At 58.2% G+C, this 22553-nt stretch carries 20 protein-coding genes and 1 pseudogene; 18 read left to right on the top strand and 3 right to left on the bottom strand.

The window, feature by feature from the left end; all coding sequences use genetic code 11:
* Positions 1 to 14 precede the first annotated feature (14 nt).
* From ACQUWM_RS07195 to ACQUWM_RS07170, 6 genes are all read left to right on the top strand, one after another.
* Positions 15 to 629, top strand: a complete 615-nt coding sequence (locus ACQUWM_RS07195; RefSeq protein ID WP_428921667.1) for a class I SAM-dependent methyltransferase — start codon at positions 15 to 17, stop codon at positions 627 to 629.
* Positions 630 to 721: 92 nt separating this feature from the next.
* Positions 722 to 1360 carry a glutathione S-transferase family protein gene (locus tag ACQUWM_RS07190; RefSeq protein ID WP_428921666.1) on the top strand — a complete coding sequence of 213 codons (639 nt, stop codon included), beginning with the start codon at positions 722 to 724 and terminating at the stop codon, positions 1358 to 1360.
* Between the two features lie 113 nt (positions 1361 to 1473).
* Positions 1474 to 1893, top strand: a complete 420-nt coding sequence (locus tag ACQUWM_RS07185; protein ID WP_428921665.1) for a VOC family protein — start codon at positions 1474 to 1476, stop codon at positions 1891 to 1893.
* A gap of 160 nt (positions 1894 to 2053) precedes the next feature.
* On the top strand, positions 2054 to 2740 hold the full coding sequence (locus ACQUWM_RS07180) for a DUF2959 domain-containing protein (protein ID WP_428921664.1): 687 nt from the start codon (positions 2054 to 2056) through the stop codon (positions 2738 to 2740).
* A gap of 85 nt (positions 2741 to 2825) precedes the next feature.
* The gene (locus tag ACQUWM_RS07175; RefSeq protein ID WP_428921663.1) at positions 2826 to 4811 is read left to right on the top strand and encodes a hypothetical protein; all 1986 of its coding nucleotides are present in this window, start codon (positions 2826 to 2828) and stop codon (positions 4809 to 4811) included.
* A gap of 58 nt (positions 4812 to 4869) precedes the next feature.
* The gene (locus tag ACQUWM_RS07170; protein WP_428921662.1) at positions 4870 to 5907 is read left to right on the top strand and encodes a fatty acid desaturase family protein; all 1038 of its coding nucleotides are present in this window, start codon (positions 4870 to 4872) and stop codon (positions 5905 to 5907) included.
* Between the two features lie 8 nt (positions 5908 to 5915).
* Here ACQUWM_RS07170 and ACQUWM_RS07165 read toward each other — a convergent pair whose 3' ends face one another.
* On the bottom strand, positions 5916 to 6296 hold the full coding sequence (locus ACQUWM_RS07165; RefSeq protein ID WP_428921661.1) for a nuclear transport factor 2 family protein: 381 nt from the start codon (positions 6294 to 6296) through the stop codon (positions 5916 to 5918).
* 211 nt (positions 6297 to 6507) lie between these two features.
* Between ACQUWM_RS07165 and ACQUWM_RS07160 the strand changes: the two genes are divergently transcribed.
* The 3 genes from ACQUWM_RS07160 (at position 6508) to ACQUWM_RS07150 (ending at position 8621) form a co-directional block, all read left to right on the top strand.
* Entirely contained in the window at positions 6508 to 7140 is a 633-nt protein-coding gene (locus ACQUWM_RS07160) for an MBL fold metallo-hydrolase (protein WP_428921660.1), read from the top strand.
* A gap of 152 nt (positions 7141 to 7292) precedes the next feature.
* The gene (locus ACQUWM_RS07155; protein ID WP_428921659.1) at positions 7293 to 8114 is read left to right on the top strand and encodes a YciI family protein; all 822 of its coding nucleotides are present in this window, start codon (positions 7293 to 7295) and stop codon (positions 8112 to 8114) included.
* A gap of 21 nt (positions 8115 to 8135) precedes the next feature.
* Positions 8136 to 8621 (top strand): VOC family protein, encoded by a 486-nt coding sequence (locus ACQUWM_RS07150; protein ID WP_428921658.1) that lies wholly within the window; start codon positions 8136 to 8138, stop codon positions 8619 to 8621.
* Positions 8622 to 8686: 65 nt separating this feature from the next.
* Here the strand turns inward: ACQUWM_RS07150 and ACQUWM_RS07145 are convergent.
* Positions 8687 to 8857: pseudogene (locus ACQUWM_RS07145) on the bottom strand (diguanylate cyclase domain-containing protein); the annotation flags it as partial.
* 176 nt (positions 8858 to 9033) lie between these two features.
* On the opposite strand from ACQUWM_RS07145, the gene ACQUWM_RS07140 reads away from it, so the two are divergent.
* Genes ACQUWM_RS07140 through ACQUWM_RS07105 form a run of 8 tightly spaced genes read left to right on the top strand, consistent with a single transcriptional unit; the run spans position 9034 to position 20739 of the window.
* Positions 9034 to 10479, top strand: a complete 1446-nt coding sequence (locus ACQUWM_RS07140; RefSeq protein ID WP_428921657.1) for a YfcC family protein — start codon at positions 9034 to 9036, stop codon at positions 10477 to 10479.
* A 23-nt stretch (positions 10480 to 10502) separates the two neighbouring features.
* On the top strand, positions 10503 to 11732 hold the full coding sequence (locus ACQUWM_RS07135; protein WP_428921656.1) for an arginine deiminase: 1230 nt from the start codon (positions 10503 to 10505) through the stop codon (positions 11730 to 11732).
* 18 nt (positions 11733 to 11750) lie between these two features.
* Positions 11751 to 12752 (top strand): ornithine carbamoyltransferase, encoded by a 1002-nt coding sequence (gene argF, locus ACQUWM_RS07130; RefSeq protein ID WP_428921655.1) that lies wholly within the window; start codon positions 11751 to 11753, stop codon positions 12750 to 12752.
* Between the two features lie 15 nt (positions 12753 to 12767).
* Entirely contained in the window at positions 12768 to 13673 is a 906-nt protein-coding gene (gene arcC, locus ACQUWM_RS07125; protein ID WP_428921654.1) for a carbamate kinase, read from the top strand.
* Positions 13624 to 16377, top strand: coding sequence for a cation-translocating P-type ATPase (locus ACQUWM_RS07120; RefSeq protein WP_428921653.1), 2754 nt, complete (start codon positions 13624 to 13626; stop codon positions 16375 to 16377). Before arcC ends, ACQUWM_RS07120 begins: the two co-directional genes overlap by 50 nt.
* A gap of 45 nt (positions 16378 to 16422) precedes the next feature.
* Positions 16423 to 18144, top strand: a complete 1722-nt coding sequence (locus ACQUWM_RS07115; protein ID WP_428921652.1) for a cation:proton antiporter — start codon at positions 16423 to 16425, stop codon at positions 18142 to 18144.
* Entirely contained in the window at positions 18131 to 19093 is a 963-nt protein-coding gene (locus ACQUWM_RS07110) for a universal stress protein (protein ID WP_428921651.1), read from the top strand. The genes ACQUWM_RS07115 and ACQUWM_RS07110 overlap by 14 nt, the downstream gene beginning before the upstream one ends.
* A 26-nt stretch (positions 19094 to 19119) precedes the next feature.
* Positions 19120 to 20739 carry a Na/Pi cotransporter family protein gene (locus ACQUWM_RS07105; protein ID WP_428921650.1) on the top strand — a complete coding sequence of 540 codons (1620 nt, stop codon included), beginning with the start codon at positions 19120 to 19122 and terminating at the stop codon, positions 20737 to 20739.
* Between the two features lie 37 nt (positions 20740 to 20776).
* On the opposite strand, the gene ACQUWM_RS07100 is transcribed toward ACQUWM_RS07105, so the two are convergent.
* The gene (locus ACQUWM_RS07100) at positions 20777 to 21754 is read right to left on the bottom strand and encodes a helix-turn-helix transcriptional regulator (RefSeq protein WP_428921649.1); all 978 of its coding nucleotides are present in this window, start codon (positions 21752 to 21754) and stop codon (positions 20777 to 20779) included.
* 162 nt (positions 21755 to 21916) lie between these two features.
* On the opposite strand from ACQUWM_RS07100, the gene ACQUWM_RS07095 reads away from it, so the two are divergent.
* Positions 21917 to 22552, top strand: coding sequence for a glutathione S-transferase family protein (locus tag ACQUWM_RS07095; protein ID WP_407002179.1), 636 nt, complete (start codon positions 21917 to 21919; stop codon positions 22550 to 22552).
* Position 22553: the final 1 nt, after the last annotated feature.

Genomic DNA, 22553 nt, shown 5'->3' with positions numbered 1-22553 from the left:
GTGATGAGGGACGAATGAAGGGTTCAAAAGAGTTCTGGGACAAGAGCGCACCCCGCTATGCCAAAAGCCCGGTGCGGGACGAGGAAACCTATCAGAAGAAACTGGCCATCACTCAGGGGTATTTTCAGCCAGGCTGGTCGGTACTGGAATTCGGCTGTGGTACTGGCAGCACCGCCCTTGTTCATGCGCCCTATGTGAAAGAGATTCTTGCTACCGACATATCCGGCACGATGCTGGATATCGCCGCGCAGAAGGCCCGCGATGCCGGCGTTGGGAATGTACGCTTTCAGCAGGGCACGCTGGAGAGCCTGGAACTGGAGGCGGAAAGCTTTGATGCCGTGTTGGGGCTCAGTATCCTGCATCTGTTGGAAGATGCAGAGGCGGCAATTTCCCGGGTTCACGGGTTGCTGAAGCCCGGCGGTATTTTTGTATCCAGCACCGCGCTGGTGGCCGAACTCATGTTTCTCTGGCGGCTGTTGATTCCGGCCATGCAGACGGTGGGGCTGGCGCCGTTTGTGAATCGCTTGAACCGGCAGCAACTGGTGTCGATGCTGATCAATGCCGGATTCAGCATTGACTACGAATGGCAGCCGAATAAGGCATCGGTTTTTCTCGTGGCCCGGAAGTAAGTGTTGTCAGCACTGTCGATTTCCCATGCTCCCGTTCGACTAGATTAAGAACCCATCGAACGAACGGTGCCCGCGCACCTGTGGAGCTGAACATGCTGAAATTATACGGAACACCCCCTACCCGAGCACTGCGCGTTATCTGGTTGCTCAACGAACTCGGCCTGGAGTACGAACTGCACCCGGTGGACCTCCTGCATGGAGAGCAACTCCAGCAAGATTTTCTTTCCCTCAACCCTGCCGCCAAAGTGCCGGTATTGGTAGACGGCAGCCTTGTGGTAACTGAATCGGCCGCGATCCAGCTTTACCTGGCCGAGAAACATCCCCAGGCGGGCTTCATCCCGGAGTCAGTGGAGGACAGAGCGCAGATGTACCGCTGGATTTTCTTCCTGGTGACCGAGATTGAGCAGCCTCTGTGGCGCATCGCGCGTCACACGTTCGTTTACCCGGAAGAGAAGCAATTGCCTCAGGATGTCGAGTTGGCAACGCAGGAGTGCGTGGACATGGTGGCCGTGCTCGAGACGCACATGGCAGAACGCGAGTTCCTCGTTGGCGACCGGCTCAGCGTGGCGGACTTCAACGCCGCGTATACGCTGGACTGGGCGAACGAAGAGAAGATGCTCGACAATGCACCAAGGCTGCGAGAATACCTGAGGGCGATGTACGCCCGCCCTACAGCGCCGATAACCATTGGTGAGGCTTTCGCAGCGATGGAAAGCCAGGCCTTAAAATAAGGCAAAAAGATCAACAAAATCTGATTCGGTGTCGATTTCACATGCTCCAGTTCGACTGAATAATGATTCGCTAGAACAAGCGCAGTCACTCAACAAACTTTAGGAGAACAGCAATGTCTCGAATGATTTTTGTGAACCTGCCGGTAACGAACCTGGAAGCATCGATGGCTTTCTACAAATCGATCGGCTTCGAGAACAACCCTCATTTTACAGACGATACTGCTGCGTGCATGGTGTGGAGCAAGGCAATTAACGTCATGCTGCTTACACACGACAAGTGGCGCACCTTCACAAATCGCCCCATCCCACCCTCAACGTCTAGCGAGGTGATGCTTGCGATATCCTGCGACAGTCGCGAGACGGTCGATGCCATGAACGAGGCGGCGGCTGCGAACGGCGGCACAGCGGACATCAATCCCGTTCAGGAGCTTGGTTTCATGTATAACCGTAACCTCGCGGATCCCGACGGCCACGTTTGGGAAACAATGTGGACGGACCCGGCAGCAATGCCTCCGAACGAATCAACAGCCTGAAGGAAGGTGTGAGACACTCTCTCAGGAAAAGGCCTGATACCCCTGAGAACCACAGGGTCGCCCCATGCGCCAGGATAATGCCCAGGAATCGGATCTGCTTGTCAGCAAGCCGCCGCCATGCTTCACTTTCCGGACGCGTACCCCAACCGGAGACTACTTTATGTCCAACCCTGTCACTGTCAGTTCATTAAAGCCACAAGGTGCCCGTCAGTTGTGGCTGTTGCTGCTCAGTGTCTTGTTTCTGGGCGGGTGTTCCTCGGTGTACTACAAAACCATGGAAAAATTCGGGTATGAAAAGCGTGACATCCTGGTGGACCGGGTGGAAGACGCGCGGGACAGCCAGAATGACGCCCAGGAAACCTTCCGCTCATCTCTGGAGCGCTTCCAGAGCGTCGTGGATACGCCGGATACCGAACTCAAGGATCGGTATACTGAGATCAGCGATGCCTACGAAGACAGCAAGTCGAGTGCGGAGGACGTCCGCGATCGCATCGACAAGGTGGAGGAGGTTGCAGAAGATCTGTTCGATGAATGGGAAGATGAACTCGATCTCTACGAAAGCGCCTCTCTGCGACGCAACAGCGAACAGCAGCTTGATGAGACCCGAGCTCAGTACAGTCAACTGATCAGCCGTATGCACGAGGCCGAAGAGCGTATGGAGCCAGTGTTGCAGGCGTTTCAGGATCAGGTGCTGTATCTCAAGCATAACCTGAACGCCCAGGCGATCGGTTCCCTGGAGAACGAGCTGGTGAGTATCCGCCAGGACGTGGATGAATTGATTCGCAATATGGAACAATCAATCGACGAGTCCGAGGCCTTTATCCGGCGCTTCCGCGAAGGCGGGTAACGCCTGCCGCGACACTGCGGCACCCGCGAGCGGCACCACCCTGTTGCGCGCCGCCGAGGCTTGCAAAGACAAGGGAGTCGAAGCTATGGAGCGCCAAAACGCCGACCCTGCACTCGAGCTGGCATTGAGACAGTTTGATGAGGCGCTAGCGGACTTCGCCCGCGCCCGTCTGGCCGATCCCAGGGCCTCCAGCCTTGGGCTGCTGGAGCGCGCCCGAATGCTGATGACGCTGCCGGGCGGCTTTGACGCCCTGTACCGGCGGGTCCGCCCGCTGGAATCCGCTGGCATCTTCGGCGCCAGCGACTGGGCGCAGCCGGCCATCCTGCAGCCGGCACTGGCCAAGCACTCCCTGCGCGAGGCCGGGCCCGTTACGACCATCGTAGAGGCCATCAGCGAGCTACGGATGCTCGCTGTCACCCTGGGTGATTACTTCCATCCCGGCATTTCTGCGGAACAGGCTCGCCATTTCCTGACCCAGGTTATGGCGTTGAACCTGGATCTGCTGTCTGGCCAACTCACGGAAGCTGATCGGGAGCGCCCGAAACAGCTCGGGCTGATTGTCCAGGAACTCTACCGATATCTGATTTCCCATCTTGGCTATGAGAGCCTGCTGGACAGCCTGGTGGAGGAAGTCTGGCGGTTGCTGGACCAGGGACCAGTGCAGGTTGACAGCATCTGCGAGATGATCGATCAGATCGCCAAGTGCCTTTATGACCCCAAGATAAAAACCACCGGCAACGACGCCGCAACCCGCCTGGTCAACGCCCTGTTTGCACCCACACCAGCCAGCGCCGAAGACCCTGGCCTGCAGATCTATGAGCAGCGGCTATCGGAGATGGACGACGCAGAACTGTCTTCCGAAGCCACGTGCTTTGCCCGCAGCATGCACGACACCGGTCTGGCCTCCCCTTACCACGCGGTTATGCTGAGGTTCCTGCGCGACAGTGACCAGGACGATCTGATACCCGACACACTGGGGCTGACCATGACCGGCCTGGACGATCTTTACTGCTACACCGAACTGGTCCATGCCCTGATTGACGAGGCCATATACCCGGAAACCTGCCAGGCCGTTTATGGCCTTACCATGATGCTGGAGCGTGGTTCGCTGTTCACGCCTTCCGTGGCCCAGGCCCTGTGGCGGCAAATCAAACTCCACCTGTCAGTGGAGACCGCACACACCCTGCAAGAGGTCTTTGGCAATGCCCGGCCGCCCCGGGTATTCCTGCTGGCCGGTGTCATCAATCTTTTGGGGCAACCGTTGGGTGTGGGCCAGGGCAACAACCCCACCTGCCAGTCAGCAATCGGTCTGTCGATGTGGGCGTCCAACGAGGCCGATTACCTGCTTCAAGTACTGGCCTGGGCGGCCCGGGACAACGAAGTGCTGAGCCGCTTCGAGGGCCAGAACGTCTCTTCCAGAGATCTGGAGCCCGGGCTGGTCGACGGAACGCCGGTCGATGTGGACCCGGTCTCGCTGATCCTTATCCCCCACCTGGATCGCATCTACGGCGAAATGTGGCGCCGTTGTGAAAACCGGGATGACGATGCCCACCGCTGGATCAACCCGGAATTCTATGGCTGGTGGGTCAGCCAGGGGTTCCGTGTGGTGGCCGATATCCACACTGGCGAGGTGCGCGACTACGAGGGCTTCATCCGGCACTTCTATGCCAGCTACCACCCTTTCTACAACGGGAACATGCCAGTGATTCACGCCCAGCCGGCCGGCATTGCCGTCACGGACAGTGCTGCCCGCTACGTAGGCCGCCACGCCATCAACATCCTGAGAGTCGGGCTCAGCCCCCAGGACCAGATGCGGGTCTACTTCTTCAACCCCAACAACGACAGCGGCCAGGACTGGGGCCAGGGAATTACCTGCTCCACCCAGGGCCACGGCGAATTTCGCGGCGAAGCCTCCCTGCCCATTGCCGAGTTTACCTCTCGCCTGTACGCATTCCATTACGACACCCTGGAACTGGGTGACCTGTCGGCAGTACCAGATGCCGAAGTCACCCGTATTATGGAGCTTGGCTACACTAGCTGGGCGGCCTCGCCTGAGAATTCACCACAATAATTGCCGATGGAAATCACCTGCCAAAAGATCTAATTTTATAGGCAAGGAGGGACGGACCATGCGTCAGGATAATGTCCAGGAGTCGGACGACACCTTGCCGGAACACAGCGAAGGCATCCGGGTAGGCCGGGAACTGCTCGCTGCCACGAGGCCTTACGTTGAAGAGTCTACTGCGACAAGCTGGTGGCACGTCGGCTCTACCTTTGTGTTGATGATTGCCGCGCTGACGGCTGCCGGGATGATCCCGTGGTGGCCCCTCAGACTGGTGTTTTCGGTCTTGGGCGCCCTGCTGATGGTGCGGGCCTTCATCACCTTTCACGACTACCTGCACCGTGCAATTCTCAACAACTCGCGGGTTGCCTACTGGCTCTTCCATGCCTTCGGCGCTCTGATGCTGACGCCAACACGCTCCTGGCTTGCCAGCCACAATTATCACCACGGCCATGTGGGCCAGATATCGGATGCCGGTGTGGGCGCTTTTCCGCTCATTACCGCCCGTATGTGGCGGGACTCAACGCCGTGGCAGCGCTTTACCTATCGCGCCCAGCGCAATCCCCTGGTGGTGCTGTTGAGTTACCCTGTTGTTTTCGGTTTGAACATTACGCTCATGCCTCTGCTGAGGAACCCCCGCAAACACCTCGACTCCCTGACAGCACTGATCAGTCATTTCGGGTTGATCGCCGTGGTGTGGATGCTGGGCGGGTTCAGCATGGTCTTCTTTGTCATCCTGCTGCCGATCATCCTGGCCTCCGCGATGGGGTGCTATCTGTTTTTTGCCCAGCACAGTTTCCGGCGCATGCAGATTGCTTCGCCCGAAGCCTGGACCTATTACCGGGGGGCCATGGAGTCTTCAAGTTATATGCGGATGAATAAGGTTATGCAGTGGTTTACCGGGAATATTGGCTACCACCATATTCACCATCTCAACGTTCGAATTCCCTTCTACCGCCTCCCTGAAGTGATGGACGCGATACCTGAACTGCAATCGCCATTGGTAACGACCCTTGCCCCCCGCGACATTGCAGACTGCTTCCGGTTCGCCCTTTGGGATGAAGATAAACAGCGAATGGTGTCCTATCGGGAGGCCGGCGGCTGAGTCTTCGCTCAAGAACCGGCTGAAGGCAGGTTGCCTCCCAGCATGTTTTCAACCACTGCTGCATTATAGAAGGCTTCAACCGTCTGTATTTTATCGTTCCGGACACGAAACCAGACGGCAAGCCGCACATCTCCGATCGGCTCGAAGTGGGTCCGGTAGTCCAGGATCGCGAATACGTGATCGCCGTCGGCACTGAGCTGACGGACAACCAGGTCTTTCTGGATGGCAGCCATACCGAACTGGTAGGCCAGCATGTCATCGGGGCGAAGAAACCTCATATTCGGCCCCACATATTCAAACCCCTCGGTAACCAGCCAGTCCTTTGCTTCATCAAAGCGCTGCGCATGGATATCGGCGATGAACTGCGCCACGATGTCTTTTGGCTGCATGAATGGACTCCGTTTCTGCGATAGGGATGATTCGGGTGCCTGGATTCCCGTTGATACCGGAAAAGTTGCGGGCTCAACTCACATCTAGTCTATAAAGCCGGCAATGACAAATCAGCCCGTCCTCTCCTTGCTTGACCTCAAGTTTACTTGAAGTTTTACACTCAGCTATGTCGGTCGGCAAGTCGCTGACCCCATAAAAGGAGAACGCATCATGCAACAGATACTGCCGGATCTCTGGGAAACCGAAGTTGAACGCCCTGCCCCGGGGCTCAACACACACGCCTACCTGTTAACGCGTCCTCAGGGCAATATCCTGTTCTATAACACCAGCAAAGACAGTGCCTGGCCGGTGATCCAGGAGTTGGGAGGAATCAGCTTGCAACTGCTGAGCCACCAGGATGAGGTTGGCCAACCGCTGCAACTCATTCGTGAGCGCTTCGGGGCAAAGCTGGGCATCCATGAACTGGAGCGGGACGCAGCGGCGAAGTTTTGCGAGCCGGACCTGCTGTTCAGCGAATCCGGACCGCTTATTGAGGGCGTGGATATCATTCACACCCCCGGCCATACGCCGGGAAGCACCTGTTTCCAGGTCACAGGCCAGGACGGTCTGGTTTATCTGTTTACCGGCGACACCCTGTACCGCGCTGAAGGGGGCGACTGGCGTGCGGGCATGATTGACGGTTACAGCAACCGGCCACAGTTACAGAGCAGCCTCCATAAGCTGCGAACGCTGGCTCCGGATGTGGTGATCTCAAGTGCTTTTAGCGGTGATGCCAGCCACCAGCGCCTGAAGGATAACGAGTGGCAAAAGCTGCTGGACGATGCACTGGCCGAGCTGGGATGAAAAACAGGCCTCTCACGCCGGAGAGCTTCCCAGCTTCTCCGGCGATCCATCTCCCATTCCCATCGCCAAAAAATTTTCATCTCGTTGTCGATTTCCATCGGCACTGCGCGACTCACCGGTGAAGACACTCAACAATCACCGGAGAACAAGCTATGAAATACATGCTGATGCGCAAGGCTGATACCGACACCGAGAATGCCGTCTTGCCCACTGAAGGCATCCTGCAGGCAATGGCCGACTATAATGATCGCATGACGCAGGCCGGAGTTTTTGTGGATGGCAATGGGTTGAGACCAACGAGCGAAGGCTGCCGCATTCAGTTCCGTAACGGCGAACCCACCGTGATCCAGGGCCCGTTCGAACAAACCGGCGAGCTGCTGGCCGGCTACAGCGTGCTTGAAGTGGATTCCCTGGAAGAGGCCATCGCCTGGGCCAAACAATGGCCTCCGGAGGATGCGGACGGCAATGTCACCCTTGAGTTACGCCGTTACTTTACACTGGAGGATTTCGAACCCAGCGCTGCGCTTGAACAACACCGCGCCCAGGAAAAGCTACCCCGGGAGATGAATGTGCATGTGGCCTTTGCCGGCAACTGCCGGGAAGCCATGGAATTTTATGCGGAGGTGACCGGAGGCAATCTGGAAGCCATGATTACCTACGGAGAAACGCCAGCAGCGGAGGACATGCCTCCGGAGATGCATGACCGCATCGTCCATTCGTCCCTTAATCTCAGGGGCCGTCGGCTGATGGGGGCAGATATGGCAGGCGATTGCTATCAGCCGCCCCAGGGTGCCCAGGTTCACCTGGACTACGCCAGTCCCGAACAGGGAGAGCGGGTATTCCAGGCGCTTTCCGAAGGGGGCACGGTCATCATGCCGTTTGAAAAAACGTTCTGGGCACACCGTTTCGGCATGGTCACGGATCGTTTCGGCGTACAGTGGATGATCAGCGCCGAGCTCGAACATTGCCAGTAAGCCAGACAAGGGAGATAAAGCATGACGACGCGAGCCAAAAACACGATATGCCTGTGGTACAACGGGGATGCCGAAGAGGCGGCACGATTTTACGCAGAAACCTTCCCGAACTCATCGGTGGATGCCGTGCTCCGTGCGCCGGGCGACTATCCGGCCGGCTCCGAGGGGGACGTTATTACGGTGGAATTCACTGTGCTGGGCATTCCCTGCCTCGGACTCAATGGCGGCCCGGCTTTCAAGCACTGTGAAGCCTTCTCGTTTCAGGTGGCCACCGCCGATCAGGAGGAAACGGATCGTTATTGGCATGCAATTGTGGGCAACGGCGGCGAAGAAAGCGCATGTGGCTGGTGCAGAGACAAATGGGGAATTTCCTGGCAGATCACGCCAGTGGCTTTGTCAGAAGCGATAGCCGATCCTGATCGCGCTGCCGCCAAGCGTGCGTTCGAGGCTATGATGCAGATGGGGAAAATCGACATAGCGACCATTGAGGCGGCGCGCCGGGGTTGATGCTTCGCCGCTCAGCTACCCCGCTTGTCCTCGTACATGCTGGTATCTGCCTTGCTCAGCAATTATCTCGCGGTCTCCCCATCTTCCGGGTACAAAACTGTGCCGATGCTGCATGTACGAGGACAAGCGGTATCGAGTGCTGCATGATCGCAGATATCCGTCAGCAGGACCGTGAATTCATCGCCACCCATACGGGCGACGGTATCCGTCTCACGCGTACAGAACTCCAACCGGCGGCCCTGTCATCTCGCTCACGGAGTAACCAGGCAACCGCTCACATGCTTCACTGATAAACACGATTGTTCCATGTTCAGTTGAGTTGATCTTTGTCAGTTTACCTTCTTGCGAGAGGGTCCATACTAACTGTGGCTGAAGGTTCCATCAGCGAGCTACTAAGGACAGGAGACGCTCCATGACTGACGAAAAGCCCCCCTCATCGAATCCCGAAGAAGACCTGGCAACACGATTCCCCACGGCGTACACCATACTGTTTCTGTTGATCATTCTGGTTGCAGCTCTGACCTGGATTGTTCCGGCGGGACAATATGAGCGCTCCATGAATGAAGATGTCGGGCGGGAAGTGGCAGTGCCCGGCACCTACCAGACTGTCGACCCCAACCCCCAGGGTTTTGTGGACGTCATGCTGGCGCCCACGGCTGGCTTCTATGACCCTGACAGCTACGCGGCCAATGCCATTGATGTGGCTTTGTTTGTTCTGTTCCTTGGTGGTTTCCTGGGGGTCATGAACGCCACCGGTGCGATCGATACCGGCATCCGCAGCGCCATGCACCGGCTGGAAGGGCGTGAGATATGGATGATCCCGATACTGATGACCCTGTTCGCCCTGGGTGGCACAACCTATGGCATGGCCGAGGAGACCCTGGCGTTCTACGCCATTCTGATACCGGTGATCATCTCGGCAGGGTATGACGCCGTGACCGGGGTCGCCATCATTCTGGTGGGTGCCGGCATCGGTGTGCTGGGGTCCACCATAAACCCGTTCGCGACGGTTATTGCCGCGAACGCCGCCAATATCCCCTTTACTGACGGCATTGTGCTGCGATTTGTCCTGCTTGTGGGTGGCCTCATTATCTGTGCCGCCTATGTGATGCGCTATGCCCATCGGGTCAAGCTGGACCCGTCCCGCTCTGTGGTTGCCAAACAGAGAGAAGCCCACCGCAAGCTCTTCCTCCAGGGCCATGATGAGCTGGAAAACTTTGAACTCACAGGCACCCAGAAAATAGCCCTGATCATCTTCGCCCTCACCTTCGTGGTTATGATCTGGGGCGTATCGTCACAGGGCTGGTGGATGGCGCAGATGGGCTCGCTGTTCTTTGGCTCTGCCATCGTGATTGGCCTTATTGCCCGGCTGGGTGAAAAAAAGCTGACCGGCAGTTTTGTCGACGGCGCCCGCGACCTGCTCGGTGTTGCCCTGGTGGTGGGCCTGGCCCGGGGCATTGTGGTGATCATGGAGCAAGGCATGATTGCCGACACCATCCTGCACAGCGCCGAAACCACCCTGGGCGGATTGCCGGAACTGGCCTTTATCAACCTGATGTTCTGGATTGAAGTGGGCATGAGTTTCTTTGTGCCGTCCTCATCCGGCCTGGCTGTGCTGTCCATGCCCATCCTTGCGCCACTGGCGGACTTCGCCAACGTGGGACGTGATCTGGTGGTTACCGCTTACCAGTCAGCCAACGGCCTGGTGAACCTCATCAACCCGACGTTTGCCGTGGTGGTTGGTGGCCTGGCTATCGGCCGGGTGTCCTATGACCGCTGGCTGGCATTCATCTGGCCCCTGCTGCTGATTCTCACCGTGTTCATCACCGTGGTGATCAGCATTGGCGCGTTTCTATAATTCAGGGCAAAGGAGCACGGGACATGGCTGAACACACCCTTGGCGTTCATTCCGAAACCGGCACGCTACGACAGGTGATCGTCTGCCGGCCGGGCCTGGCCCACCGAAGGCTGACACCGTCCAACTGCGATGCACTGCTGTTCGACGATGTGTTCTGGGTCAAGCAGGCCCAGAAAGACCACGACGTCTTCGCCGGGCTGATGCGTGCCCGGGGCGTGGAGGTGCTGGACGTTAACGAACTGCTGGCAGAGACACTTGATCTCCCGGAGGCACGGGCCTGGATCCTCGACAACCGGATTACCTGGAACCATATCGGCGTGGGCATGATCTCGGACCTCCGTGCCTGGATGGACGAGCTTCCCGGCCAGACCCTGGCGGAGTTCCTGATCGGCGGGCTGGAAGTGGGCGACCTGCCTTTTGACCCGTCCGGCTTGTTTGGTAACCACCTGGGGCCCCACGGGTTCGTGCTGCCACCGCTGCCAAACTTCCTGTTCACCCGGGACAACAGCGCCTGGATCTATGGCGGTGTCACCCTGAACCCCATGTACTGGGCTGCGCGCAAACCGGAAACATTGCTGATGAGCGCGATTTACCGGTTCCATCCGAAGTTCGCCGACAAGGTTAACGTGCACTGGGGTGATCCTCTCCAGGACCACGCCCTGGCAACCCTGGAAGGGGGCGACATCATGCCGGTGGGCAATGGCGTGGTGCTGGTGGGTATGGGTGAACGCTCATCTCCCCAGGCTATCGGCCAGCTGGCCCGGGCTCTTTTTGCCAACAGCACTGCAGAGCGTGTGATCGCCTGCCAGATTCCAAAAACCCGTTCCGCGATGCACCTGGACACCGTGTTTACCTTCTGCGGCGGCAATGTGGTAACGACCTTCAAGGAAGTCGCGGATCAGATGATCTGCTACGACCTGCGCCCGGGCAAGGGCAGCAAGCACCTGTCGTTCCAGCAGGATCCACGCCCTTTGTTTGACGTGGTGGCGGAAGTGCTGGGCTACCCCTCGCTGAAAGTGGTCGCCACCGGCGGCAACACCCCTGCGGAGCGGGAGCGGGAGCAATGGAACGATGGCAACAACGTACTGGCCCTGAGCCCGGGCGTCGTCATCGGTTACGACCGCAACGACGATACCAACGCCGCCCTGGAAGCCGCCGGCATAGAAGTGCTGGCCATTCCCGGTGCGGAACTGGGCCGTGGCAGGGGCGGTGGGCGCTGCATGAGCTGCCCGACCATACGAGACGCAGTCTGACAAGGAAGGAGCAGAACCATGGCTTTCAATCTCAAGAACCGGCATTTCCTGACCCTGCGGGACTTCACTCCCCGGGAGATCACCTTTTTGCTCAAGCTTTCAGCAGACCTTAAAACCGCCAAATACGCGGGCACCGAAGTTCCGCAATTACAGGGCAAGGATATTGCGCTGATCTTCGAAAAAAACTCCACCCGAACCAGGGTGGGTTTCGAGGTTGCAGCGTTTGATCAGGGTGCCCGGGTAACCTATCTGGGGCCGACGGGCACCCATATCGGCCACAAGGAATCCGTCAAGGACACCGCCCGTGTGCTGGGGCGCGTTTACGACGCCATTGAATACCGGGGGTTCGGCCAGGCGGTTGTTGAGGAGCTGGCGCAATATGCCGGCGTGCCTGTCTACAACGGCCTGACCAACGAGTTCCACCCCACACAGATACTGGCGGATTTCCTGACCATGCAGGAAAACGTGGAAAAGCCCCTGCGGGACGTGGCATTTGTGTTCATCGGGGACGCCGCCAACAACATGGGTGACAGCCTGCTGATCGGTGGCGCCAAGATGGGCATGGACGTACGCCTGTGTGCTCCCGAAGCCTGCTGGCCCAGTGAGGCGATTCAGAACGAGGCCCGAGCCATTGCCAGTGACACCGGTGCACGGATCATGATCACTGAAGACATTGATGCGGCCGTAACCGGCGTGGACTTTGTCTACACTGACGTTTGGGTGTCCATGGGCGAGCCCAAGGAGAAGTGGGCAGAACGGATCAAACTGTTGCAGCCCTACCAGGTCAACGCCGGGCTGATGGAGAAGAGCGGCAATCCCCGGGTAAGGTTCATGCACTGCCTTCCTGCCTTCCATAATACCGAAACCACCGTTGGCAAGGAGATACAGGCGGAGTTCGGTATCGATGCCATGGAAGTCACCGAAGAGGTCTTTGAGAGCCCCGCCTCCATTGTCTTTGATCAGGCGGAAAACCGGATGCACACCATCAAAGCGGTGCTTGTCGCCACACTTGGAACATGACAAAGGGAGCCTGACATGCTTGTGGTAGCAGCTCTGGGAGGCAATGCCCTGTTGCGGCGCGGAGAACCACTGACCGCCGGGGCCCAACGCGCCAATGTTAAGATTGCCGCGGAATCACTGGCGGGCATTGTACGTGCCGGCCATCAACTGGTTATCACCCACGGCAACGGCCCGCAGGTGGGCCTGCTGGCGCTTCAGGGCGCCGCCTACAAGCCGGACGAAGCCTATCCGCTGGACGTACTGGGTGCCGAAACGGAAGGCATGATCGGCTATATCATCGAGCAAGAGCTGGAAAACGCCCTGGCCCACGACCGCCCGGTGGCAACCCTGCTGACCCAGGTGCTGGTGGACAAGGACGACCCAGCCTTCCAGAACCCCACAAAGTTTGTCGGGCCGGTTTATGAGAAGGCAGAGGCCGAGACCAGAGCAGAAGCCGCCGGCTGGCACATCGCCCGGGATGGCGACAAGTGGCGCCGGGTGGTGCCCTCCCCCAAGCCCCTGGAAATTCCGGACATGCGGGTGCTCCAACTGCTGTTGGATCAGGGCGTGGTGGTGATCTGCGCCGGAGGCGGAGGCATTCCTGTTCTGCGCCGGGACGACGGCAGTATGATCGGAGTGGAGGCCGTGATCGACAAGGACGCGGCCAGTGCTCTGCTAGCCCGACAGCTGGGGGCCGACGCCCTGTTGCTGCTCACCGATGTGGACGCCATCTACCGCGATTTCGGCACGGACGCCGCTGAACCCATTCACCAACTCACCGTTGCCGACGCCACTGAGCTGGACTTGCCGGCTGGCTCCATGGGTCCCAAACTCACCGCCGCGGCCGGTTTTGCGCAGGGAGGCGGCATCAGTGGTATAGGCAGGCTTGAGGATGCAGTCGCGATCCTGGAACGCCGGGCAGGTACCTGTGTTGTCAGTTGATTCGTCGAACGTGCAGCCGCCGGAACAGCACTGGCACACCCTAGAGGCCTCCAGTGCCAGAGAACAGCTGGAAGCCACCAACCCCCTGAGTGCTGACGAGGTCAGGTCCCGGCTGGCCGCCTATGGCCCCAACCGCCTGCCGGAAGGAAAGGCAAGCGGGCCCCTGGCCAGGCTCGGGCGCCAGCTCCGTAACTTCCTGATATACGTTCTGCTGGCAGCCGCCGCCATTACCGGTGCGCTCGGCCATTGGGTGGACGCAGGGGTGATTATGGCGGTAGTGGTCATCCAGACACTGGTGGGCTTCATACAGGAAGGCAAGGCTGAACAGGCGCTGTCTGCCATCCGGCACATGCTGGCGCCGAAAGCCCGCGTAATCCGTGAAGATGGCCAGCATCAGATTGATGCCGCTGACCTGGTACCCGGGGACACAATCCTGCTGGAACCCGGAGACCGTGTACCGGCGGATATCCGGCTGGAAAAGTGCCACAACCTGAAGATCGAAGAAGCCATTCTGACAGGTGAATCCGAGGCGGTAGAGAAATCCCCGGAACCGGCAGAGAAAGACGCTGCACTGGGTGACCAGAACGGCATGGCGTTTTCCGGCACCATGGTGTCCACGGGAACCGGTCGCGGCGTGGTGGTTCGCACCGGATCAGCGACAGAAATCGGTCGTATCTCCGGTCTTCTGGCCCGCACCACCTCCCTGAAAACGCCGTTGCTGGAACAGATGGACCGTTTCGCCCGGGTGCTTTCAATCATCGTTATCGTCGCCGGAGCGGCCATTTTCGCGGGTGGCCTTGTCTTCAGTGGCCTGCCCTTCCGGGAACTGTTCATGGCCGTGGTTGGCTTGACGGTGGCGGCGATTCCCGAGGGACTGCCCGCGATACTCACCATTACCCTGGCCATTGGTGTGCGCCAGATGGCACGCCGCCAGGCCGTTGTCCGGCGAATGCCCGTTATCGAGTCTCTGGGGGCGGTTTCCGTTATCTGCTCCGACAAGACCGGCACCCTCACCCGCAATGAAATGATGGTGACCACCGCCGTGCAGGGCCATCGAAGGCTGGATGTGACTGGCGAGGGCTATGAACTGGAAGGCGTGGTGCGCCAGGACAACCAGCCCGCCGAAATCACCGGGGCGCTGGATGAGCTCGCCCGCGCCGCCGCCCTCTGCAACGATGCCCATCTTGATTTTCAGGACGGCTTTCCACGCATCCAGGGCGACCCCATGGAAGCCGCCCTAAAGGTATTTGCCCACAAGGCGGCGTTCGATATCGAAGCCAGTGCCAGCTACTGGCCCCGCAAGGATGAGATTCCCTTCGACACCCAGACCCGCTTTATGGCCACTCTGAACCACGATCACCATGGCCATGGTGTGGTGTATATCAAGGGTGCACCGGAGCGCATCCTGGATATGTGCGAAGCAGAGTTAGCGGCGGATGGCGAAACAGCCGCCCTGGACCGGGCCCGGTGGGACCAGGTAATTGCCGATCTGGCATCGGAAGGTCTGAGGGTGCTTGCACTGGCGCGCAAATCCGTACCCCGTGGCACCACGGACCTGGCCGTTGAGGACCTGGATACCGGTGTAGAACTGCTGGGGCTCGTGGGCCTGCTAGACCCACCCAGACAGGAAGCGATCCGCGCCATTTCCGACTGCCATGATGCCGGCATCCGGGTAAAAATGATCACCGGGGACCATGCCCTGACCGCCGGCGCCATTGCCCGCAAACTGGGGCTGCGAAACAGCGAGCGGGTGTTAACAGGGAAGGAACTGGATGGCCTGAGTGCCGAAGAATTGCAACGGTTGGCGACCGAAGTGGACGTGTTTGCCCGCACCAGCCCGGAACACAAACTGAGGCTGGTGGAGGCCCTGCAGGCGCAACACGGCGTTGTCGCCATGACCGGCGACGGTGTCAATGACGCCCCCGCCCTGAAGCGCGCCGATGTGGGCATCGCCATGGGCGTCAAGGGCTCTGAAGCGGCACGGGAAGCTTCTTCGGTGGTCTTGCTGGACGATAACTTTGCCAGCATCGCCGCTGCCGTTCGCGAGGGGCGCACCGTCTACACCAACCTCAAAAAGGGCATCGCGTTCATGTTGCCCATCAACGGCGGCGAGTCCATCAGCCTTATCACCGCTTTGCTGCTGGGGCTGGCACTGCCCATTTCGGCGCTGCAGATTCTGTGGGTCAACATGGTCAGTTCTGTTGTCCTGGCCATGACCCTGGCCTTTGAACCACCGGAACCGGATGTTATGAAACAGCCGCCCCGACCCAGAGGGCAATCCCTGCTGCAGGGATTCCTGGTCTGGCGGGTGTTTTTTGTATCGCTCCTGTTCCTGGTGGGTATCTTCGCAGCCTGGTTCTGGGCCATGCACCACCATGGCAACCAGAGCGTGGCCCGTACCCTGGCCGTCAACACCCTGGTGGCCATGGAGGTGTTCTACCTATTTGCCGTGCGCTACCTGGATACACCGTCCATCACACTGCGCGGGGTGCTCGGAACGCCGGTGGTGCTGGGTGCGGTCGCGTCCGTCGTGGTCCTGCAGCTGCTGTTTACCTATCTGCCATGGTTCCATAACACCTTTGAAACCCGCCCTCTATCCCTGGAAATGCTGGTCTTCGCCTGTCTTGCAGGGGTCTCGGTGCTGGTTATCTTGGAGATCGAAACATGGGGTCGCAGGTGCTTGCGACCGGGCGAATTGAACTAGCATGAAGGGGAGAGAACCAAAGAATGTAAATCAGGAGCTTAAACATTGCTTGATTTGATTGTGCAATCCTCCTTTACAGAGGTGGCAGCCCTTCTCGTATTGGCCGCCTTCATAGGGTTCATCGGCATATTGCTGAGGCAACCGCTCATAGTGAGTTTTATCGCTGTTGGTCTGATCGCAGGGCCATCGGTTCTGGATATCGTTCATTCCAGGGAACAGATCGAGCTTCTTTCCGAGTTAGGGATCGCCGTCCTTCTGTTCCTTGTGGGTATCAAGCTGGATGTGAAGCTGATTCGATCCATTGGCGGAGTTTCCGTGCTCACGGGGCTTGGCCAGGTGGCTTTCACATCCATTCTCGGCTACTTCATCGGCCTGGCGATTGGCCTGGATCACATAACCAGCATTTACGTTGCAGTCGCCCTCACCTTTTCATCCACCATTATCATCGTCAAGCTGCTCTCGGATAAGCGGGAAATTGACTCATTACATGGTCAGATAGCGCTGGGTTTCCTGATTGTCCAGGATCTTGTCGTTGTCATGGCAATGATTGTGCTGGCGGCAATTGGCATAGGAACCGGGCACGCCCCGGCCAGTAATTCTTCGGTCTGGCAAGTAGCCATTTCCGGCATTGGCTTGCTGTTATTTGTCATCCTGTTTGTCCGGTACATCGCCGATCCGCTTACCGAGAAACTGGCGAAGGCAACTGAATTGTTGGTTGTTTACGCCATCGCTCAAACGGCATTATTCGCGGCGATCGGCGACTTGGTGGGTCTGGGCAAGGAAGTGGGCGGCTTATTGGCGGGTGTCGCGCTGGCTTCCACGCCCTATCGTGAAAGTATCGCGGCCAGGCTTGCGCCGCTACGCGATTTCTTACTGCTGTTTTTCTTTATCGCACTGGGGGCGCAATTGGATTTGTCGCTGCTGGGCTCTCACATCTCCGGCGCTATCTTCTTCTCGCTGTTTGTTCTTATCGGTAACCCACTGATTGTAATTATCATTATGGGTGCCATGGGGTACCGAAAAAGGACCAGCTTTCTGGCCGGCCTGACAGTAGCTCAAATCAGTGAGTTTTCGCTCATTTTCGTTGCCATGGGTATCAGCCTGGGCCATATGCAGCAGGATGTACTCGGCCTGGTCACTCTGGTCGGTATTGTCACTATCGCGGCATCGACTTACATGATCACCTATTCGCATCAACTTTACAGGCTGTTTGAGCCCTTACTCGGGATGTTTGAACGGTCGGGCACTCCCCGTGAACAGTCTGTAGAACAGCACACTGGTGATCATTATCAGGTGATCATTTTTGGCCTGGGCCGCCTGGGTACAGCCATCGCCACTCGTCTCAAAGCCACGGACATCAGGGTGTTGGGACTGGATTTCAATCCCGCTGCTATCAAATACTGGCGGCATCTGGGATTGGATACCGAATACGGAGATGTCACGGATGCAGAGTTTGTGGCCGAGTTACCGCTCAGGCACGCGAAGTGGGTTGTGTCCGCTATTCCACATCACCAGACAGGGGTCTCCTCCGAGGATATGCGGAAAACGATTATTCAATTGACCCGGGCTGCTGGGTTCACCGGACAGGTGGCGACAGTGTCACAAAGCAAAATGGAATCGGAAGAGTTGAAGCTGCTGGGCGTTGATCTAGTTCTGGAACCCTTCCAGGATGCGGCGGATCGAGCCTGCGAATTACTGCTCGAAGGCCTTGATTTCCAGCCTGGTAAACCGAAGGCAAACGGAGAACCGGACGATGAACAGGTTTAAGAACATTCTGTATGTACTGAATGAGAAAATCGGTGAGCCCTCAACCTCATTGAGTCGAGTCGTTTCCCTAGCCAAGAATAATCAGGCGGATTTGACACTACTGTATGTACTCCCAAAGCTTTCCTTATCGTCGTATTCAAGGCAGGTCGGTATCAGTGGACAGGACCTAAAAAGCAAGATCCTGGCACATGAGCAGGCCGCCCTGGATCGAATGCGCTCGTTGCTGGACCAGAACCTGACCATCAAGACCGGGATTCGGGTTGGAAAACGATACCTGGAGAGCATTCGCGCTGTGCGGGCCGATGACTTCGATTTGGTGGTCAAGGAAGCGGATACGATTGACTGGCTTGACCGTTTACTCGGCAGCGACGACATGCACCTGTTGCGCAACTGTCCCTGCCCGGTCTGGCTGATGAAGAAAGACGAGAAAGCGGATTACGAACACATCATGGCCGCCGTGGATTTCGACACCGCTGATGAAGACACCAGAAATGATGAGCTGAACCCGATGATACTAGACCTGGCCAGCTCGCTGGCCTTGGCAGACTTCACCTCGCTGGACGTGGTGAACGTTTATGACGTACCGGAGGCAGGTTTTATCAGTCTATGGGTGGATCAGCCAGACAAGGTCGAGAGAGAGCTGCTGGAGTCCGAGTACTGCCTGAGAGCTCGCAGGATGGACATGCTTCTTGAAGGACTGAAGCACAAGCTGGGAATAGAATCTTATAACTACCTGTCTCCCTGCTCCCACCTTGTCCAGGGGGTTCCGGGTCGCGAGATCCCCAAAATGGCCAAAAACGTCAAGGCAGACCTGGTTGTGATGGGAACCGTCGCACGTACGGGTATCGCTGGCATCATTATTGGCAACACGGCCGAGCTAATCCTTTCCCAGCTCAGTTGTTCAGTGCTGGCGATCAAGCCTCGGGGTTTTGTGTCACCTGTGTTATAGCGCAAGGCATTCAGAGCGGAGACTGAATGATCACAACCTTATCAATACTCCTTGGGGGCATTGGCCTTTTCCTGCTGGGGATGATCCTGATGACCGACGGCCTCAAGGCCGTTGCCGGTGATGCCCTGCGCTCGCTGCTGGCAAACTTCACCGGCTCGCGCACCAAAGCTGTGGCAACCGGAGCGGGTATCACCGCGCTGGTGCAGTCATCCAGCGCCACGACCTTGGCGACGATCGGCTTTGTATCAGCGGGGTTGCTTACTTTCGGCAATGCCATCGGTGTGATTATTGGCGCCAACCTCGGTACCACGAGTACCGGCTGGATTGTGTCCTTGCTAGGACTGAAATTGTCGATCGGTAAGGTACTACTGCCCTTTATTGGCGTGGGCGCGTTTATGCGACTGTTAGGGCGGGGGTGGCATGCACACGCGGGCAGTGCTCTGGCCGGCTTTGGTGTGATCTTTGTCGGCATCGACATCATGCAGAACGGCATGGGCGATCTGGCCGGGCAGGTGGATCTTTCTCAGTACAGTACAGCCGGCATGCAGGCCCGGTTGATGCTGGTGTTGATCGGCGCGGTGATGACGGTACTCATGCAGTCGTCCAGTGCTGCGGTGGCAACAACCCTGACCGCGTTGGCCGCAGGTGCCATATCGGTTGAGCAGGCGGCTGCTGTAGTGATTGGACAGAACGTGGGGACGACCGTAACCGCAGGCATTGCAGCCGTGGGTGCCAGTGTGCCGGCCAAGAGGACTGCGTTGGTGCATGTGGTTTTCAATCTGGGCACTGGCACCATCGCCTTCTTCATTCTACCGTCGTTCACAGCGGGGGTGGACCTCTTTACGGAGCGTTGGTTGGGGGATAACCAGGCCCTGACCATTGCGGCCTTTCATACCGCCTTTAACCTCCTTGGGGCGGCCGTGTTCCTGCCTCTGACACCATCGCTGGACTGGTTGGCGACCCGGGCCATTCCCGAAAAGCGACCGGGACTGACCCGAAATCAGGACCTTAGTATACGTGAGGTACCGTCCCTAGCTGTCAATGCCGCTTATGACTCCCTGCGGCAGTGTGCATTGATCACACTGCAGAACGGTGCGGCACGTCTGCGCGGTGAGGAGGGCCCAGGCATTGAACAAGCACTCTCCGAAGTGCAGCACGCCACCCATGATACTGGCGAGTTCCTGGCTCGGTTGCCCAGTGTCGACGCGCCTGTGCTCGGGCGGCTGACAGCGGCGTTACATGTCATGGATCACGTGACCCAGTGCGCGCGGGATGCCTCATTGCTGCCGGCCATGGCGCGGTTGCGGACAATGCCGGAACTGCGCAAGCAAGCTGATCTGCTTGCAGAACTTTTTATGTCCGGCGCTGAGGCTTTGTCCGGAACGATTTCGCCGGACCCGGCGAACGTAGCAGAGCAACTCAAGAACACTCTGACCAGTGGTGCCGATGCACGCCCCGCCATTTTGCAGTCCGCCGCCCGCCATACACTGGGAATAGAGGATGCGCTGTATGGTCTGACCATACAGCGCTCGCTTGATCGCCTGGCTCATGACGCCGCACGCGCCCTGCACTACTTGCACTTGCTGGATGAGCGAACAGTTGAGGCTCCATCACTTGCGGAGATGGATGTCCGCGACGGCGGATAACCCGAAAGCCACCGAGAGGACAGCGCCTTCCCTGCGTTCATTCACAACTGACCAGCAACCGCATAGCATGCTCCCGCAAGGCATCCTTAAGGCCATCGGGTTTGAGGATAGTAAACCGGAACGGGAGCTGCGCCAGCCACCAGGCAAACCACTCGAAGCTGTCCGTTCGGGTGGTCAGCAGTAGTCCGTCCTCCCGCTGTTCGAATCCATCCGCACAGGATGAGTGAAAATCAAACACGGTGGCGGCGGACTCACGGTTTGTATGCAGCAACAGTGACACCTCATGGGTTCGGCCCCAGGACAGGAAGCTCTCACTCAGGAATTCCGCTGCATCAAAATCCGGTGGCCGCTGGAAGGTACCAGACAACAGGTGAACGCCGTTGATGCGGTCCAGCCTGAACGACCGCATGGCTTCCCTGAGATGGCAAAAGCCGGTGAGGTACCAACGCCCCTGCCTGAACACCAGTCCGTAGGGATCCACCCGGCGGTCCATCCCGCCACGCTCTGGAGAATGCCCGACACGCTCTGGGGAATGATAGGTAAACCCCACAGTCCGCGCTGCTTCCGTGGCAACCGTCAGCGTTTGCAGGGCGCGATCGTCCAGGCTGGGTTCACCCCGGGGCAGGATCACCCGGGTGGTATCGCTGACACCACGCACGCGCTTCTTCAGATTGGCTGGCATTACCCTTTCCAGTTTCGCCTGCACACTGGCAATGGCCGGCGCTGCATCCGAAAGCCCTAGCTGCCGGGCCGCCAACAATCCCAGGGAAACCGCCAGGGTTTCTTCTTCCGTGAACATCATCGGTGGCAACTTGAAACCCGCCACCAACCGGTAACCGCCATAACGCCCCTGCTCTGTCATTACAGGAATGCCCAGTTCTTCCAGCACCGAGATGTAGCGTCTGATGGTCCGCCTGTCCACGCCCAGACGTTCCGCCAGCTCTGCGCCTCCAATCTGGCCGTGCGTCTGCAATAATTCCAACACGGTGAGCACGCGGGTTGTAGGACCAGACATAATCGCCTTCCTCCTGGCGTCGTTTTCCGATGATTTGAATAAATTTGCATTGTCCTGCTTATTTAGGACAGATTCTCACCTATTTACAAACTAATCTGATCTCGCAGTACTTAAGGAACCTCTGAACACTACTTGAATCACTGACTGGAAATGGAGATCGGCATGTCAGAACTCACGTTTTACACCCATCCTATGTCTCGCGGGCGCGTTGTACGCTGGATGCTGGAAGAAGTCGGCGTTCCCTACTCAGTAGAGACCATGGAATTCGGCGCGGACATGAAAACCCCGGAGTACCTGGCCATTAACCCCATGGGCAAGGTGCCGGCCATCAAACACGGCAACACCATTGTGACCGAAGTGGCGGCTATCTGTGCCTACCTGGCGGACCAGTTTCCGGACAAGCAGCTGGCGCCATCGCCACAGTCCCCGGAACGCGGCGCTTACTACCGCTGGCTGTTCTTCATGGCGGGGCCGTTTGAGATGGCCACCAGTGCACTCGCCTATGGCTGGAAAATCGATAGCAACAACGTGCAGGCCGTCGGCTGCGGCCGCGTGGAAGATCCCATCAATACCCTGGAGAAAGTGCTAAGCCAGACGCCGTATATCTGTGGCGACCAGTTCACCGCAGCGGATGTGCTGGTCAGCAGTTACCTCTGGTGGGAAACGATGCAGAAGAACATCCCGCCGAACGAGGTTTTCCAAGACTACATCAACCGTACGGAAAGCAGGCCGGCTGCCAAACGTGCCAATGACCTGGACGATGCACTGGCCGAACAGATGAACGTCGCCATGGCCTGAA

The organism is Marinobacter sp. DUT-3, assembly GCF_050379435.1.
Lineage (GTDB): Bacteria > Pseudomonadota > Gammaproteobacteria > Pseudomonadales > Oleiphilaceae > Marinobacter.
Note: the sequence above shows the minus strand (reverse complement) of the source record. Positions and strands in the feature narration are given on the sequence as shown.

Excerpts from the sequence above, each read along its gene's own strand:
- arcC (WP_428921654.1), top strand. The coding sequence starts at position 12,768 with ATGCTTGTGGTAGCAGCTCTGGGAGGCAATGCCCTGTTGCGGCGCGGA.
- ACQUWM_RS07110 (WP_428921651.1), top strand. The coding sequence starts at position 18,131 with ATGAACAGGTTTAAGAACATTCTGTATGTACTGAATGAGAAAATCGGT.
- ACQUWM_RS07155 (WP_428921659.1), top strand. The coding sequence starts at position 7,293 with ATGAAATACATGCTGATGCGCAAGGCTGATACCGACACCGAGAATGCC.
- argF (WP_428921655.1), top strand. The coding sequence starts at position 11,751 with ATGGCTTTCAATCTCAAGAACCGGCATTTCCTGACCCTGCGGGACTTC.
- ACQUWM_RS07100 (WP_428921649.1), bottom strand. The coding sequence starts at position 21,754 with ATGTCTGGTCCTACAACCCGCGTGCTCACCGTGTTGGAATTATTGCAG.
- ACQUWM_RS07150 (WP_428921658.1), top strand. The coding sequence starts at position 8,136 with ATGACGACGCGAGCCAAAAACACGATATGCCTGTGGTACAACGGGGAT.
- ACQUWM_RS07170 (WP_428921662.1), top strand. The coding sequence starts at position 4,870 with ATGCGTCAGGATAATGTCCAGGAGTCGGACGACACCTTGCCGGAACAC.
- ACQUWM_RS07160 (WP_428921660.1), top strand. The coding sequence starts at position 6,508 with ATGCAACAGATACTGCCGGATCTCTGGGAAACCGAAGTTGAACGCCCT.
- ACQUWM_RS07140 (WP_428921657.1), top strand. The coding sequence starts at position 9,034 with ATGACTGACGAAAAGCCCCCCTCATCGAATCCCGAAGAAGACCTGGCA.
- ACQUWM_RS07185 (WP_428921665.1), top strand. The coding sequence starts at position 1,474 with ATGTCTCGAATGATTTTTGTGAACCTGCCGGTAACGAACCTGGAAGCA.
- ACQUWM_RS07120 (WP_428921653.1), top strand. The coding sequence starts at position 13,624 with ATGCAGTCGCGATCCTGGAACGCCGGGCAGGTACCTGTGTTGTCAGTT.
- ACQUWM_RS07105 (WP_428921650.1), top strand. The coding sequence starts at position 19,120 with ATGATCACAACCTTATCAATACTCCTTGGGGGCATTGGCCTTTTCCTG.
- ACQUWM_RS07190 (WP_428921666.1), top strand. The coding sequence starts at position 722 with ATGCTGAAATTATACGGAACACCCCCTACCCGAGCACTGCGCGTTATC.
- ACQUWM_RS07180 (WP_428921664.1), top strand. The coding sequence starts at position 2,054 with ATGTCCAACCCTGTCACTGTCAGTTCATTAAAGCCACAAGGTGCCCGT.
- ACQUWM_RS07095 (WP_407002179.1), top strand. The coding sequence starts at position 21,917 with ATGTCAGAACTCACGTTTTACACCCATCCTATGTCTCGCGGGCGCGTT.
- ACQUWM_RS07175 (WP_428921663.1), top strand. The coding sequence starts at position 2,826 with ATGGAGCGCCAAAACGCCGACCCTGCACTCGAGCTGGCATTGAGACAG.
- ACQUWM_RS07195 (WP_428921667.1), top strand. The coding sequence starts at position 15 with ATGAAGGGTTCAAAAGAGTTCTGGGACAAGAGCGCACCCCGCTATGCC.
- ACQUWM_RS07165 (WP_428921661.1), bottom strand. The coding sequence starts at position 6,296 with ATGCAGCCAAAAGACATCGTGGCGCAGTTCATCGCCGATATCCATGCG.
- ACQUWM_RS07135 (WP_428921656.1), top strand. The coding sequence starts at position 10,503 with ATGGCTGAACACACCCTTGGCGTTCATTCCGAAACCGGCACGCTACGA.